This window comes from Halorubellus litoreus (assembly GCF_055378595.1).
On sequence record NZ_AP043836.1, the window covers coordinates 1,120,273 to 1,135,011 of the forward strand.

Consider the following 14,739-nt stretch of genomic DNA (forward strand, 5'->3'; position numbering starts at 1 on the left):
GGCAACGTTATCCCGGAGGCGGCCGTCCCCTCGACCATGACGATAGCTGCGACCATCCACACGACGCACGGCGACATCGACATCGAGCTCTACGACGAGCAGGCGCCGCGAACGGTCACGAACTTCGTCGGCCTCGCGCTTCACGACCCCGCCGCGAACGAAGAGCCCGCCCCGGACACGACGACGTGGGCCGACCCCGAGTCCGGCGAGACACGCGGCGACTCGCTGTACGCCGGTGCGGACTTCCACCGCATCATCGAGGACTTCATGATCCAGGGCGGCGACCCCGAGGGAACCGGCCGCGGCGGCCCCGGCTACCAGTTCGACGACGAGTTCGTCGACGACCTCACGCACGACGGCCCCGGCGTCCTCTCCATGGCGAACGCCGGCCCCGACACGAACGGCAGCCAGTTCTTCATCACCCTCGGCGCGACCCCGCACCTCGACGGCAAGCACGCCGTCTTCGGGAAGGTCACCGACGGCATGGACGTCGTCGAGGAACTCGGCGCGCTCGACACCGACGGCCGCGACAACCCCAACACCGACGCCGGCATCGAATCCATCGACTTCCACGACGACGTCAGCCACCTCGACCTCACCGGCGCCGACGTCTGAGCTACAAAGCCGAACTCGGTTGAGTCCACCCTCGTTTCTGTGGACCGTCTACGGTTGGTAGTCCCGCTCCGTATTCACGTACTCCGTTGGAACGATCAACCGTAGCTTCTCGGGGTCCTCGGCGACCTTGACGAACGCCGGCCCCGTCACCAGCTTCCGCTCCGCATCCGCCTTCACGCGCTTGGCTTTCCGGTAGTACGACAGCGCTTTCTGCACCTTCGGTTTCGACACCGCGTTCGCGATCGTGTCGACCTTCTTCAGGTGCTTCGCCACGCCCACACCGCCGGCCGCCGACACCCCCACCTCGAACAGTACCACGCCCGCGTAGTACCCCGTCGCGAACGCCTCGTACCGCGTCTCGTTCGTCGGCGCCCCTGCCTGCCGGTCGTAGTACGGGTTCGACGCGTTCATCTGCTGGCGATACCCCGCCACCAGCAACCCTGGCAGCGACTCCAGGTTCTTCACCAGCTTCGCGTACTTGTCGACGTCCGCCAGCTTCTCCAGGAACTCCTTCGGCTTCTTTATCAGCGACGTGAGCTGCCCGAGCACCTCACCTGCACCCTGGGTCGTCCCCGACAGCACACCCAACCGCGCCACCATCGTCGGCGTCAACCACTCCTCGAGCCCGTGCGCTTCGATCGTCTCCACGAACACGTCCGAACTCGAATACGCTAACCGCGACCGCGCGTTCCCGTGCTTGTCCTCCGCCACCAACCGCAACTCGTTGTTCTCCAGGAACCGCGTCATCCGGTCGAACACCCCAACGTCGATCTGCTCGCTCACCGTGACGTTCCGCTCCCAGTCCCCGTTCCCGGACGCTCGTTGTTCACCGTCCAGCGTCACCGAGTACGCGCCCACGCCGCTCGGGTCCGACAGCACCGCCTGCACCGAGTACGTCCCGTCCGCGTACGACGCGCTCGTGACCGTCACCTCCGGGCCCGACGCGTCGAACATCGTCGGGTCCGCCGGCTTCATCGCCATCTCCTCGGCGTCCGACACCGAATCGTGGTCCGCATCCGCCTCGTCCGCGGTCGTCCCCAGCCGGCGCTCCTCGCTGTCGTTCAACCCGTCACCGTCCGTGTCCGCCGCGAACACGCTACTGTGGCTGGTCTCCGTCGTCACGTAATCCGTCGGATCGAACGAGTCGTTCACCAGCGCCCGCCGGAACCCTCTCGCGTCCGACCGACTCGTGAACAGACTCACCTCGTAGGGGTCGTACTCGACGGGATCGCTGACGCCGTCGCCGTCGGTGTCGGTGTCGGCGAGCGTCGGGTTCGACTTCGCGGAGACGACGGTGATGGCGCCCTGGCGGTTCTCGTACGGCGTCTCGCCGGGCTGGCCGACGCCGGCGTCCTCGAACGTGCCGAGGTCGACCTCGACGCTGTCCATGACGCCGTCGCCGTCGGTGTCCGAGCTCGTCGGGTCCGGCGAGAACGAGCCGGCGGGACCGCGCGGGATCGTCCAGTCCTGGTTCTCCCAGGCGTCGTAGAGGCCGTCGCCGTCGGTGTCGCCGTACGCGTACACGTCGTCGGCCTTGATCTCGAGGGTGCCGCCGCGAGCGGTGACGAACGTCACGTCGACGGTGTCGCCACCGAACTGGCCGACGGGGAGACTGTAGTACTTGAACGCCTCGTCGTTCGTCGTCGCGGCGACCTGCGACCCGTTGCGCGTCTCGCCGGATGCGCGCGGGACGCCGTCGTCGCTCGTGGTGAACCCGCTCCCGGCTTCGGGGCCGGCGATCTCGAAGCGGTCCTTCCCGCCGTCGGAGCCTTCCACGACGACCGCGACCACCGAGTTCGCCCGCGGTGCGGTGGCGCGCATGTTCATCACGATCGTCGAGTGCGGCGTGTCGGGAACGTCGACCTGGTACGTAGAGACGGTCGTGCTGTCGTCGCAGGCGTTCCCTTTGCCGTCGTCGTCGGCGTCCGCCTGCTCGGGGTTCGCGACCTCCGGACAGTTGTCCTCGTGGTCGAACACGCCGTCGTCGTCGCTGTCAGGGCACCCGCTCTCGGTATTCCCTGCCTCTTCGGGACATTCGTCGTCCTTGTCGGGGATGCCGTCGCCGTCGCTATCCGGGCATCCGCTCTCGGTGTTGGCGGCCTCGTCGGGGCACTCGTCGTCTCCATCCGGGATGCCGTCACCGTCGCCGTCTGGACAGCCGTTCTCCGCAGTCCCGTGTTCTAGCGGACAGTCGTCGACGTCGTCGTCTACGTAGTCGTTGTCGTCGTCGAAGTCGCACTCGTTCCCGTCACCGTCGCCGTCGGTGTCCACCTGCTCCGGATTCGGCGTGTTCAGGCAGTTGTCGGAGTCGTCCGGTATGCCGTCGCCGTCCTTGTCCGGACAGCCGCTCTCAGTATCCGCGGACTCTTTCGGACACTCGTCGGGACCATCGTCGAGGCCGTCGCCGTCGTCGTCGGAGTCGCATGCATCGCCGTCGCCGTCACCGTCCGTGTCGACCTGGTCGGGATTCGGCGTGTTCTCGCAGTTGTCGTCGGGGTCGTCCACGCCGTCGTCGTCGGAGTCGACGGGGCATCCGTACGTTCCCTCGCCGGGCACGTCCGGGCACTCGTCGTTCTCGTCCATGACGCCGTCGCCGTCGGAGTCCTCGGGGCAGCTGTCGGTCCACACGGACAGTGGGCAGCCACCACCACCACCGCCGCCGCCGCCACCACCGCCACCGCCGCCACCACCGCCACCGCCGCCACCACCGCCACCGCCGCCACCGCCGCCGCCGCCGCCGCCGGGGGGAGTCGGGATGCACGGCAGACTCATCGGCTCGACGGACTGCGAACAGATGCCGATACCGCCGCCACCGCCACCACCGCCACCACCACCGCCACCACCTCCGCCACCGCCGCCACCACCGCCACCACCACCGCCACCACCTCCGCCACCGCCGCCACCACCGCCACCACCGCCGCCACCGCCGGGGCCGCCGGGACCGCCGATGCCCGGCGGGAGGTAGGCGGTCGAGTTGGCGCCGTCTTCGGTCGACGAGTTCCGGCCGGACGGCGGTTGCTCGTCGGCGTCGTCGCTCGCGGGGGTCGAACCATTCGTCGCGTTCGTCGTGCGGTTCGACGGAGCAGTGCTAGCGTTCGCGTCCGTCGCGGTGCGGTCGGTCGACCGACCGTCGGTCGAGGACGTACTCGAGATGGTGATGACGGAGCCGTTGCTGTCGCAGTCGCCGTGACAGTCGACCGTCGTCGCGTTCTCGTCGTCGACCGACGCGACACCGACGCCGTCGCTGTCGACGCCTTCGCCCGCGACGAGCGTGACGCCCTCGCCGCGGTCGATGCTCGTGAGCGACCGCCACTCGGTGCGGTTCAGGGCCGCGAAGTACCCGCCGTCGTCGACGGTTACGGCGACCGTGCCGTTCTCGCGCGTGACGTTCCGCGAGGTCGCGTGCCACGTCTCGTTGGCGCCTGCTTCCCACCGGTAGACGGTCACGTTCGCGAGTGCATCGTCGGTCGTCACCGGAAGGCGGACCGTCATGTTCGACACGGCGGTCTGGTTCCGGACGCGGACCGTCGGGCCGGCGCGCGCGCCGTGGTCGTGGAACCCGGGTTTCGAGACGACGTCGAGCGGCCGTGGGTCGTCGAGGAGTCGCCGAACGCGAGCGGCGGGAAGTACATCACGACCCGCGGCGTGGACGCCGGCGGCGAACCGCCGAGCGAGGGGTACGCGACATACGAGTTCGACGTCGAACGCGCCGGCGAGTACGAGGTCCGCGGTCGCGTGCAGGTCCCGGACAGCGAGAGCGACTCGTTCTGGCTCCGCGTGGACGACCGCGAGTGGGTGCGCTGGGACCGCATGCGGTCGCGACGCGGGAGCTGGGAGTGGGAGTCCGTCCCCGACCACGACCGCGACGGCGCGCCACCGAAACGCTTCAATCTGGACGCCGGCACCCACACGCTCACGGTCGCGTTCCGCGAGGACGACGCGGCGCTGGACAAGCTCGTCGTCACGTCGAACCGCGACCCGCCCGTCCTGTTCGGCGAATCCGCCGGCAAGTCCACTGGCGAGTAGCGGCCGCAACCCGGTTCGACCGCGGCCCGGCAGCGAGCGCGGGACCGACAACCGAAAGTTACCGCGGCCCCGAGTCCCGCCAATGAGCGACAGCGAGGACGCGCACGCGCCGAGCGAGATCGGGGAGGCGAACGCGCCACCGGTCGAGGAGGCGCCGTACAAGATAATCTTCGAGGCGAACCTGTGCTTCGGCGCGGGCAAGTGCGCGGAGAAGTCGACGAACTGGGAGATGAGTATCGACAGCGGCCTGGGAACCCCGAAGACGTACTTCTTCGGCGAGGACGACCTCGAGCACAACCTCGCGGCGGCGGAGGCGTGCCCGGCGAAGAAGGACGTCGGCATCATCCACGTCGTCGACCGCCGCACGGACGAGGAGATCGCACCGAATCCGCACGGCGACGGCACGCTGAGCGTGGACTGGTAGGTCGGCCTCGAGCGTCGACGAGGGGGTCAGCGTCCTGTCGGCGTGCGGGCGACGGCAGAAGGAGAGCACGTTCGATCGGGAGAGAGACGTGTGGTTCGAGGAGCGAGACCGGGCGGGGAACCTGAGCGTGAGTCAGGCTTCGATCTTCGCTTCGGCCTCGATGAGGTCCTTCGTGAGTTCGAGGCTCTGCTTGAACTGGCGCTTGTTGTACATCTTCGCGACGGGTGCGACGATGCGGTCGCGGAGGCTGTCGCCGAACTCGTAGTCGGCGCGCTGGACGACGCGCGTCCCGGTGGGGGTCTCGGCGTACTCGAAGTGTATCTCGCCGGTCATGCCGCCGTTCTCGAACACCATGGTGTGCTCGGTGGGTTCGACGTGGCTCAGGGTGAGACCGCCGTCGAGCTCCATCCCGAGCAGCCGGTACGTGGTGTCCATCCGGATGCCGTCGTCGGTCTCCTCGCCGACGTCGACGGAGACGAGGCTGGCGTTCGTTCGAATCCAGTTCTGCGGGTCGTCGTTGAACGCGAAGACCTGGTCGGTAGGCGCTGCAATGTCGATAGTGTGCTCGAATGTGGGCATTGTGGGTGCTCTGTAACAAACCGAGTCGCGCAGTTCCTCGACGATGGACCGTTGCGAGAAAGGGAGTTGTACACTCGTTCAGACGCGTCCAGGGAACTTGAAGAGATAGGATTCGTAAGATACCAGATACGTTCTCGTGCGTTCGGGGACGGGAACGGCGAAGTGGGTTCGGTGGAGGTGCCCGCAGTAAGCGAAACCGACTTGGGGGCCCCGGCGGTAAGGCCGGACGAGCGAGGGTGGCTGAGCCAGGCCAAAGGCGGCGGACTTAAGATCCGCTCTCGTAGGAGTTCGTGGGTTCGAATCCCTCCCCTCGCATACTCGTCCCGAACACATCGTGAGGGACGAGTATCGGAAGAGGATTCGAATCAGGGAGCGAAACGAGCGTAGCGAGTGGAGTGACCGTGGTTCGAATCCCTCCCCTCGCATTGTCGCTCCGACGGTTCCATTTTGTTCGGTTGTTTCGTCCTCTTGTGCGCTGAAACGGCCGCGAAGTTGGTGTGCGAAGGTACCGCCATAGGTTCTGCCAGATTACGTTGATGTCCAAAGAGTCGTACTGAAAACACCCCGCGAATCTTGCATGTACCTCCGTTCAGCATTGGCTTGGTACGGGGAAAATCTTGAGCCAGTTTCAGGAGACGGAGGAAAAGCGCCCGTTTCGACGGATGGCCTCTACTCCGGTGACACCACCTCGTAGGGGAGCATCATCTCCTGGTCCTCGTGTTCGAGGATGTGGCAGTGCCAGGGATACAGGCCGGTGAATCCGGTGAAGTCGGGCCTGATACGGACCACCTCCTGCGGGTTGACCAGCACCGTATCCTTGTGGAAACGGTTGTTCGGGTTCGGTAGTGTGGGCGCTTCAGAGGGCGTCACGTAGTTCGAGATGTCCGGCCTCGTGGTAGTCTCGCCGTCGATGAAGGCCTGGGCAGCGTCCTGGTACCCCGCTTCGTCGTCCCAGGTGAAGCTCTCCCGTTCGAGCACTTCGAAGTCGACGAGGTGTAGGTGGATCGGGTGGGAGTCACCCGTGGTGTTGTACAGCTCCCAGACTTCGGAGGTGCCGAGCGTCGGATTCACGATCGCGTCGTCGTCCTCCCAGAGCGCGAGGTCGAGGAAGTGGCTGTCCAGTTCGTCTCCTTCGAAGTCGCCACTCTCGACCGTGAACACCGCGCTGTCGAGCGTGAACGTCCGGGTGATTCCAGACGGATTCGTCTCCGGTTCCTGATACTTCCCGTTGACGCCATTCAGGAACCCATCGAGATTGACATCGTTACCCCGGTTGGAGGTGGAGTCGGTGACGCGGATCTGAAGCATCTCGCCGATTGAGTCGAGGTCTGGTCCGCTGTTCTCGCCTGCGTAGGGGAACTCAGCGTTGTTTTTCACTGTGAACGTCGTCCCCTCGTAGCCACTGAAGTCGACGACCACGTCCGCCCGCTCGGCCCCAGAGAGAAGCATCGAATCGATTGGCCCCTCTGGGCCGACCGTACCGCCAGGACCCACCTCGACAACTTCGTCTAGGAAGCCGAGGTCCACACCGATCTGTTGCATCAGCGGAACGTCGCTATACGAGTCTGTGTCCTCGTTGTAGAACCGCAGGTTGAACGTCCGGTTGTTCGACCCGTTCAGGAACCGGAACCGGTACGACCTGGGTTCGACTTCGAGGTAGGGATACACCTTGCCGTTGACGACCGGGATGTCGCCGGCGAACTCCGCCTCGTACTCGTCATTGTCTCCGGGCGGGTAGAACAGGTCGCCGTTCGATTCGAACGTCCGGTCCTGAAAGAGGACCGGGATCTCGTACTGCTCGCTCGGGAGGGCGTTCTCCATCGGGTCCCGGAGCAGGTAGAAGCCCGCCAGACCGGCGTACACGTTCAGGCGCGTGATGCCGAGCGCGTGGTCGTGGTACCACAGCGTCCCCGGTTTCTGGTCGTTCGGGTACTCCTTGGGGTTCTTGTACGGAACTTCGCTGTTCGGGACGCTTGCGATGTCCCCGGCGGTCTGGCCACCCGACGAGATCCACGCTTCGGGGTACCCGTCGTCCTCCGGAGCGGCCACCCCGCCGTGGAGGTGGGTAACCGTCCGGACGGCGGGTGCGCCCTGGCCCGCGCCGTGGACCCGTTCGTCGACGCTCAACAGGTGGTCCGAGGGGAGGTTGTTGATGTATTCGACTTCGACGGACCGTCCGGGTCGTGCCTCGATGGTCCCTGCGGGATACGTCCCTTCGTACCCCCAGAGTGTCGTGGTCTTCCCCAGTGAACTGGGAAGCACCGTCTGCGTGAATTCGGTCAGTTCTATCTCGTAGCGGTCGGTCTGACCCTTCCGGCTGGCTGGCGTCAACGTTCCCGGCCGCGGGAGCGGATCTTCCCACTTGTGATCTTCGACCGGCAGCTCCGTGTCGCCGGTAACGGCTTCAACTCGTCCCGTGGTCCAGGGCGCTGCCGCAGCGAGGCCGGCAGCCCCGCCTGCTTTGAGAACGGTCCGTCGATTCAGGTAGCGTGATTGCTTTCGTCGGTCACTCATAATTAAGGGCTGTTCCCTGTTACTTCGGAGAGGTTGCGAAAACGACCCCCTCTCGTAACAGGCTATTCGCAACTAACGATACGCTCCGTATATTGTAATCAAATTTTTAATCGAGATAACGAAGTGAGTAGTGCCCATTTACCAAAAGGTCACACCACAATCCCAGCCACGTGTATCCCCGATATCAAGTACGTATCCCAGACTCCTCCTCAGTCTGCTGCACTATCCTCTATATCTTGCACACTGATTCTAACAACTTTGAGGTAGATTCTCCTCCAGCGCGATACAGCCTCATCCTGTATCTATCGGTTCAAGTGAGGCGGTGCGGTCGTGAGGAGGGTGGTGAGAGGTTTCGCGATTGTGTGCTGCGTTGGCGTCGGCTGGTAACGGGGCTGGACGTGCGTTCGGGGCGAGCGGTCACTCGCTCCGCGTTCGCTGGGTGTCGGTGATGGTGCCGTCGTGGTCGATGGTGAGTGTGAGCGTTTCGTCGTCGAGTTCGATGGCGACTTCGAGTTCGATGGGGTCTGTTTGGAGTGTGGTCTCGGTGCCGGGGGTGGTCCAGTGGAGCGTCCACCAGGGGGTGGTGCGGGGGTCGATGTCGTGGTTGTGGTGGAAGTGGGTGACGGTGGGGTGGGTGAGGAGGTGGAGGCCGAGGGGGACGCCGTGCTGGTAGCCGCAGCGCTTGCAGTCGGCGCGGTAGTGGTGGTGGTCGGGTTGGAGGCCGCCGTGGTCTACGTGGCCGGTGACGTGGGCGTGGCAGTCGGTGCAGACGCCTTGGCGGATGCTCTGGCTCCACTGGTAGCCGAGGAACGCGATATTGTCGGCGAGTTCGTCGTCGGGCGTGGTCTGGAGGAGGCTGGGTGGCGCGGAGAGCGCCATCGCGTGCTCGTCGATGCCACAGGTGAGTTGGAGTTTGCCGTCGGTGTAGTGGAACTCGAGGGCGTCGTCGCAGAACGGGCACGTGCCGGGGGCGTCGCGTGGGCCCCACGTCCAGTCGGTGTCGAGGACGCCGGAGGCGGCGGTGGTGAGGAGTTCCATGCCGGTACGGGAGAGCCGGTAGCCGGCGTCGGCTTTGACGACGAAGTCGTCGAGCGCGTCGAGGTGGTAGTTGAAGTTCCCGTTGTCGCGGACGTCGACGGCGGTCTTGAGGTCGGTGTACGCGAGCCAGGGGTCGGTCGGGTCGGCGGCGTGGGCGTCCGCGAGCGCGTCGAGGACGTCGAGGCGCGTGGGGTGACTGACGCGCTCGAAGACGGCGGTCACGTCGGTGTCGGCGTAGGGGTCGCGGTCGCCGTGGGAGTCGGCGTCGGCGCGGTCGCCGTGCCGGTCGGTATCAGCGCGGTCCATCGTTCTCTGGTTCGTCGCAGCCGCCGTAAGCGTTCGTGTCGAGCGAGTTAGAGTAATGCGTTGCTCGGAACGCCTAATTCACCGCCGTCCGTCGGTTCGAGTAGACCAATGAAGGACAGCGAGCGACGGCGGTTGCTGTCGAAGTTACAGCGGCGGTCGGGGACCGTCGGTGGCGACATCCCCGACGAGTTGACCGTACAGGGGAAGACGGTGGACGTGAAGGCGTTCCTCTTCGAGTGCGACGACGTCGACGCGATACCCGAGAGCGAGCGCGAGCGACTGGAGTCCCTGAAGCGGTCGCTGAAGCGCGAGCGCCTCCAGCGCAAACAGCGCCTGGAGCGCGAGGCCCTCTCGGTCGAAGCGGGCGAGGCCATCGTCCGGAGCGTGCGCGGCATCGACCGGGCGTTGAACGCACTCGAGGGGCTGGACGAGCCGGGTATCGAGGAGCAGCTCCGCCGGAAGCAACTGGAGGACGCCGAGGAGCTCCGTGCGCTCATGGACCTCGCGGCGAACTGAGCGTCCTCCAGTCGACCAGCCAGTCCCCGTGACTTCTCGTATTTGAACGTTCGGGGGACTTGGCGCGTCCGCAGTCGTGCGTTCCGGTTGAAATATGCGTGGTGGGTTGGTTGTGGTATGGTAGGAATGACCTCCAGACGGCGGTTGCTCGCTGGCGCCGGTGCGGCGTTGTCGGCCGCGCTGGCGGGCTGCAGTGGCTTGACGCCATTCGTCGGGAAGCGCGAGGAGTCGACGGAGCGCGTCCCCGTCGACGGCGCGTCCGCGCTCGCGGTGGCGGTGGACGTCGGCGACGTGACCGTTCGCGCGGCGGAGCGCGAGGACGTGCACGTGGACGTCGTGAAGCAGTCGAGTTCGGTGAACGCGGACCTGTCGAAGCTCGAGTTCCGCGTGGAGCGCCCCGACGACCGCGTTCGGTTGCGGGGGGTGTGGACCGGGAACGGCGGGTTGTCCGGGAAGCCGTCGATGGACCTGGACGTGACGGTGCCGTCGTCGCTCTCCGTGGCCGAGACCGAGACGCAGGTCGGTGACGTCGACGTCCAGGACGTGCGTGGGGACGTGACGGCGGCGAGTTCGACCGGTGACGTGACGCTCCGGTCGGTCGCGGGCACCGCGAGCGCGGAGACGAGCACGGGCGACGTCGTCGTCGAGGACGTGGAGGCGTTCGGCGGGGCGTCCGCGAGCACGGGCGACCTGACCGTCGAGATACCCGCTATCGACGGTGACACGGTCGTCGAGACGAGCACGGGCGACGTGACTGCGGCCATCGGCGCCGACGTCGACGCGGCGCTGCGGGCGTCGACGAGCACGGGCGACGTCGTCGTGAACGACCTGTCGCTCGCCGACGGGTCGGTGCGCGAGGATTCGGCGTCGGGGACGCTCGGCGACGGCGGCCCCGAGCTCGTGTTCGAGACGAACACGGGCGACGTGACGCTGTCGGCGCTCCGGTAGGATAACGCCCCGCGTTCGGCGGTCAACTGTGTAGTGTGGTCCTTTTCTCACGTATTCTGTCGCGGATCGGTCTCGGCAGTTCGAACCGGGAGCGACGGGGAAGAACAGGAGCGGCGCGTGTGCGTGGTGTGAGCCGAAGGACGGGGGTCGTGGTCGCGCTCAGGCGTCGTGGAAGAGGGCGTCGGTGACGTGTGCGCTGGCGCGACCGAGGAGGTTCGTCGCGTACAGCGTCCCGAGACCGGTGAGGACGCCGGCGGCGGCGACGAGGACGCTCTCCGCGAACGTGTCGACGACGTGCGTGGTCGTGGCCTGGACGACGAGCGTGTCGCCGTACGCGAACGGTGCGAGGAGGAGTGCGGCCGTGAGGGAGAGGCCGGTGACGAGGACGACGAACGCGACGAGGCCGAGGGCGGCGCGGTACGCGAGGAACGCGACGCCGGTCCAGGTCGCGCGACCGAACGCGAGCTCCTGCAGGAACGCGACGACGCCCTGGTCGACGGCGGGGAACTCGGGGGCGACGTCGACGCCGAGGACGCCGCCGGTGAGGCGGGCGTCGAGCCACGCGAGCGTGACGACGGCCAGCAGCGTCGCGACGACGACGACGGGACCGAGCGGCGTGATGCTCAAGCCGAGCGAGAGCCCGAGGCCGACGCTCAGGAGCACCGTGTACGCGAGTCCGATGGGAGCGGCGAGTGCGAGGTAGCCGAGCGTGCGGTACGTGAACGGGTCGATGGGCGCGGCCAGGAACGACCGGCGCGCAGCCGACGAGTTCGATCGGGTCATGTGCAACCTGACGTTCGCGCGACCACCCTATATCAAGCGCTGGCGAGTTGCCGAGCCGCCAACCGACCCAAAGCTACAAGTACCAGAATCCGGACGTCAGGTGCCGTCGAGCGAGTAGAGGATGGCGAGGAGGCCGGCGACGTTCGCGAGCGACACCGCGAGCAGCGACTGGGCGTCCGAGAGCGCGAGCAGCGGCATGAGGCCGTACAGGAACCCGAACGGGAGGACGGCGATGCACGCGATACCGACGGCGAGGTACCGCATCGCCGCGCTGTCGTTCCGTCTCGCGCCGCGGTACGCGAGCGCGGCGACGACGCTCCCCGCGGCAGCGGTTCCGCCGGCGGCTATCGCCGCGATCGTGCCCGGGTCAACGCCCGCCATACGCCACCTCCATCGACGACGAAACGGCCGCCTGGAGGCGCCCGTACGCGTCAACGCCCACCGTAAACCACCTCCAGCACACCGGAAACGGCCGCCTGGAGGCGCCCGTACGCGTCAACGCCCACCGTAAACCACCTCCATCACACCGGAAACGGCCGCCTGGAGGCGCCCGTACGCTTCATCTCCCACCGTAAACCACCTCCAGCACACCGGAAACGGCCGCCTGGAGGCGCCCGTACGCGTCAACGCCCACCGTAAACCACCTCCATCACACCGGAAACGGCCGCCTGGAGGCGCCCGTACGCTTCATCTCCCACCGTAAACCACCTCCAGCACACCGGAAACGGCCGCCTGGAGGCGCCCGTACGCGTCAACGCCCACCGTAAACCACCCCGAGAATGAGGAGGAGGCCGGCGAGCTGGCTGGCGGTGACCGCGAGGACGCGCGTCGTCCCGTCGACGCCCGGCACGGTCGCGAGCACGACCCGGAGCGTCATCGGGACGGTCGTCAGGAGGACGAGTCCGACGCCGAGCGCCGCCATCCCCGGCTGGCCGCCGTCCTGGTAGCCGCGATAGAGGCGGAGCGCGAGGTACAGCGAGAGGACGGTCGCGACGAACAGCGCGCCGAGTGCCGCGAGGACGACGAGCGGATCGCCGCCGGTCGTCGTCTGCAGCGGACTCGCGGACGATAGGGGGACGCTCGCGGTCATTTGAATCCCTCGTAGAGGCGCGTGAAGCGGTCGCTCGGGTCCTCGCGACGGTCGACGTCGACGTCGAATCCGTGCTCTTCGAGGTAGACGTGGACGGCGTCGAGGTTCGCGCTGTAGACCTTGTAGTGGTGGCCGTCCGGGTCGAGCATCTGGTCGTCCGTGAGGAGGTCCGCGTCCTGGAGGCGTTCGACGCGCCGGTAGATCGTGGACGGGTCGGCGTCGCACGCGTCGCTGAGTGCGTCCACGGACTTCGCCTCGTTGCGCGTCTGCACGAGGATGCGCCACGCGTAGGCGTCGCTGATGAGGTCCACGATCTCGTCGACCTCGGCCTCCGGTGGCATCGTCACGCGATTACTTGGACCGTCGACAAAAGCGTCGCGGTCGGACGGGCGAGCGACTGCGGCGAACCAGGACCCGACGAACACATCACGTCGACCACTCTCGGCCGCCACCAGGAGTCCCCGGGCCGAGTTGCTCGCTCGCCAACTCGACCCGAACGTTTATACTCGAACTGCCGGCTGAGTTAGGTACCGATGTCCTCGACGCGGTCCAGTTCGCTCGCCGCTCGCCTCCGTGCGTTCGTCGACGTTCCCGTCCGCTCGCAGACGTACCTGAACCTCTGCTATCTCTGCCTGGCGTTCCCGCTCGGCGTCGCCTACCTCGTGTTCGTCTCCGTCGGCCTGGTCCTCGGTGTCGGGCTCACCGTCGTCCTCGTCGGCGTTCCCATCTTCCTCCTGACGGTCGTCGGCGCGCTCGTCGCCGGCTCGGTCGAGCGCGTCCTCGCCAGGCACCTCCTCGACCTCGACGTCGGGTCGCGCGCGCTCCCCGCGGACGGGTCGCTCCGCGAGCGCACGGTCGCGGTCCTGACCGATACCTCGACGTGGAAGACCGTGCTCTACCTCCCGTCGAAGCTCGCGTTCGGGACGCTCGGGGTCGTGCTCGCGACGAGCGTCCTCGCGACCGGCGTCAGCATGCTCCTCGTGCCGCTTTACTACCGAGAGCCGGGGCTGTACGTCGGCGTCGTGACGGACCGTCCCGTCGAACTACATCCGTCGCTGTACGTCGCGTGGAACAAGCTCCTCGTCGGCTTCGAGGCGGTATGGACGCTCGACGCGTGGCGCGTCAGGACGTTCGGCGACGCCCTGTTCGTCGCCGTCGCTGGCGCACTCCTGCTCGTCCTCGGGTTGCACGCGCTGAACCTGCTCGCTCGCGGTGCGCGCTGGTACACGGCGTTCATGCTCGACGACGCGTACGCGCCGCTCGCCGGCGAGAACTGAACGAGGCCCGGACGGTCGCCGGTGGTCGGGGGACCGTCCCCCGCCACTCGGGTTAGATGGTTGTAATGTGCGAGCGGAGTTCGCGCTCCATCTCGTCGTCGATGTCGAGTTCGGGATGCGCTTCTCGTGCGTGCGCTGCGGCCTGTTCGATGATGGCGTCGTCGGTGTCGGCTTCGATGACGGCGTCGCAGCCGTCGACGACGCACTCGAGGTGTCGTGGCATAGCACATCATGGCAGGTGGCGGCGGCGTATCGTTATGACTCGGTTTCCACGGGAAACGACGCGTGAACGCAAGCGAGCGGCCGGGTCGGCCGGAACGTCGGTCAGGCGTCGGCGTCGTGCGCTGGAAGCGTCGCGGCGTGCCCGACGAACACGCCGACGACGGCGAGCGCGAGGACGCCGTACCCGAGTAGGGTCCCGTAGGAGCCGAGTCCGTCACCGAGGACGTACCCAGCGAGGGCGGCGGCGCTCGTGGCGCCGACGACGCCCGGCAGCGATTCGACGGTGGGCGAACGGCGTCGCTGGCGGACGGCGACGGTCCCGACGACGACCGCGAACGCGACGGCGAGCGCGAGCGCGAGCAGCATCACGTCGTCGTTCCGTGGTCGCGAGCAAAAGCGTT

General features: G+C 67.0%; 16 protein-coding genes and 1 tRNA gene. 7 read left to right on the forward strand and 10 right to left on the reverse strand.

What is annotated here, in order from left to right; all coding sequences use genetic code 11:
* Positions 1–36 precede the first annotated feature (36 nt).
* On the forward strand, positions 37–615 hold the full coding sequence (locus ACZ48X_RS09775) for a peptidylprolyl isomerase (RefSeq protein ID WP_336350854.1): 579 nt from the start codon (positions 37–39) through the stop codon (positions 613–615).
* Positions 616–663: 48 nt separating this feature from the next.
* Here the strand turns inward: ACZ48X_RS09775 and ACZ48X_RS09780 are convergent, their stop codons facing one another.
* Positions 664–4,107 (reverse strand): thrombospondin type 3 repeat-containing protein, encoded by a 3,444-nt coding sequence (locus tag ACZ48X_RS09780; protein WP_336350855.1) that lies wholly within the window; start codon positions 4,105–4,107, stop codon positions 664–666.
* Between the two features lie 60 nt (positions 4,108–4,167).
* Here ACZ48X_RS09780 and ACZ48X_RS09785 point away from each other — a divergent pair, with 60 nt between their 5' ends.
* Positions 4,168–4,641 (forward strand): carbohydrate-binding protein, encoded by a 474-nt coding sequence (locus ACZ48X_RS09785; RefSeq protein ID WP_336350856.1) that lies wholly within the window; start codon positions 4,168–4,170, stop codon positions 4,639–4,641.
* Positions 4,642–4,723: 82 nt separating this feature from the next.
* Entirely contained in the window at positions 4,724–5,065 is a 342-nt protein-coding gene (locus ACZ48X_RS09790) for a ferredoxin (RefSeq protein WP_336350857.1), read from the forward strand.
* A 132-nt stretch (positions 5,066–5,197) separates the two neighbouring features.
* Here ACZ48X_RS09790 and ACZ48X_RS09795 read toward each other — a convergent pair whose 3' ends face one another.
* Positions 5,198–5,644 carry an SRPBCC family protein gene (locus ACZ48X_RS09795; RefSeq protein WP_336350858.1) on the reverse strand — a complete coding sequence of 149 codons (447 nt, stop codon included), beginning with the start codon at positions 5,642–5,644 and terminating at the stop codon, positions 5,198–5,200.
* Between the two features lie 230 nt (positions 5,645–5,874).
* Between ACZ48X_RS09795 and ACZ48X_RS09800 the strand changes: the two genes are divergently transcribed.
* A tRNA-Leu gene (locus ACZ48X_RS09800) sits at positions 5,875–5,959 on the forward strand.
* Between the two features lie 354 nt (positions 5,960–6,313).
* Here ACZ48X_RS09800 and ACZ48X_RS09805 read toward each other — a convergent pair.
* Both ACZ48X_RS09805 and ACZ48X_RS09810 read right to left on the reverse strand, forming a co-directional pair.
* Positions 6,314–8,158, reverse strand: a complete 1,845-nt coding sequence (locus ACZ48X_RS09805) for a multicopper oxidase family protein (protein WP_336350859.1) — start codon at positions 8,156–8,158, stop codon at positions 6,314–6,316.
* 417 nt (positions 8,159–8,575) lie between these two features.
* Entirely contained in the window at positions 8,576–9,502 is a 927-nt protein-coding gene (locus ACZ48X_RS09810; protein WP_336350860.1) for a DUF7351 domain-containing protein, read from the reverse strand.
* Between the two features lie 108 nt (positions 9,503–9,610).
* Here ACZ48X_RS09810 and ACZ48X_RS09815 point away from each other — a divergent pair, with 108 nt between their 5' ends.
* Both ACZ48X_RS09815 and ACZ48X_RS09820 read left to right on the forward strand, forming a co-directional pair.
* A complete protein-coding gene (locus ACZ48X_RS09815) occupies positions 9,611–10,018 on the forward strand; it encodes a DUF5788 family protein (RefSeq protein ID WP_336350861.1) in 408 nt (135 codons plus the stop codon).
* A 126-nt stretch (positions 10,019–10,144) separates the two neighbouring features.
* Positions 10,145–10,966, forward strand: coding sequence for a DUF4097 family beta strand repeat-containing protein (locus ACZ48X_RS09820; RefSeq protein ID WP_336350862.1), 822 nt, complete (start codon positions 10,145–10,147; stop codon positions 10,964–10,966).
* A gap of 159 nt (positions 10,967–11,125) precedes the next feature.
* Here ACZ48X_RS09820 and ACZ48X_RS09825 read toward each other — a convergent pair whose 3' ends face one another.
* The 4 genes from ACZ48X_RS09825 to ACZ48X_RS09840 form a co-directional block, all read right to left on the reverse strand.
* Positions 11,126–11,749 carry a sensor domain-containing protein gene (locus ACZ48X_RS09825; RefSeq protein WP_336350863.1) on the reverse strand — a complete coding sequence of 208 codons (624 nt, stop codon included), beginning with the start codon at positions 11,747–11,749 and terminating at the stop codon, positions 11,126–11,128.
* A gap of 96 nt (positions 11,750–11,845) precedes the next feature.
* Positions 11,846–12,130: a DUF7521 family protein gene (locus ACZ48X_RS09830; RefSeq protein ID WP_336350864.1), complete on the reverse strand. Its 285-nt coding sequence runs from the start codon at positions 12,128–12,130 to the stop codon at positions 11,846–11,848.
* A 370-nt stretch (positions 12,131–12,500) separates the two neighbouring features.
* Positions 12,501–12,839, reverse strand: a complete 339-nt coding sequence (locus ACZ48X_RS09835) for a hypothetical protein (RefSeq protein WP_336350865.1) — start codon at positions 12,837–12,839, stop codon at positions 12,501–12,503.
* A complete protein-coding gene (locus ACZ48X_RS09840) occupies positions 12,836–13,180 on the reverse strand; it encodes an ArsR family transcriptional regulator (RefSeq protein WP_336350866.1) in 345 nt (114 codons plus the stop codon). Before ACZ48X_RS09840 ends, ACZ48X_RS09835 begins: the two co-directional genes overlap by 4 nt.
* 192 nt (positions 13,181–13,372) lie before the next feature.
* Between ACZ48X_RS09840 and ACZ48X_RS09845 the strand changes: the two genes are divergently transcribed.
* Positions 13,373–14,116, forward strand: a complete 744-nt coding sequence (locus ACZ48X_RS09845) for a sensor domain-containing protein (RefSeq protein ID WP_336350867.1) — start codon at positions 13,373–13,375, stop codon at positions 14,114–14,116.
* A gap of 52 nt (positions 14,117–14,168) precedes the next feature.
* On the opposite strand, the gene ACZ48X_RS09850 is transcribed toward ACZ48X_RS09845, so the two are convergent.
* Positions 14,169–14,339, reverse strand: a complete 171-nt coding sequence (locus ACZ48X_RS09850) for a DUF1059 domain-containing protein (RefSeq protein ID WP_336350868.1) — start codon at positions 14,337–14,339, stop codon at positions 14,169–14,171.
* Positions 14,340–14,440: 101 nt separating this feature from the next.
* Positions 14,441–14,704, reverse strand: coding sequence for a hypothetical protein (locus tag ACZ48X_RS09855; RefSeq protein WP_336350869.1), 264 nt, complete (start codon positions 14,702–14,704; stop codon positions 14,441–14,443).
* Between the last annotated feature and the right edge of the window lie 35 nt (positions 14,705–14,739).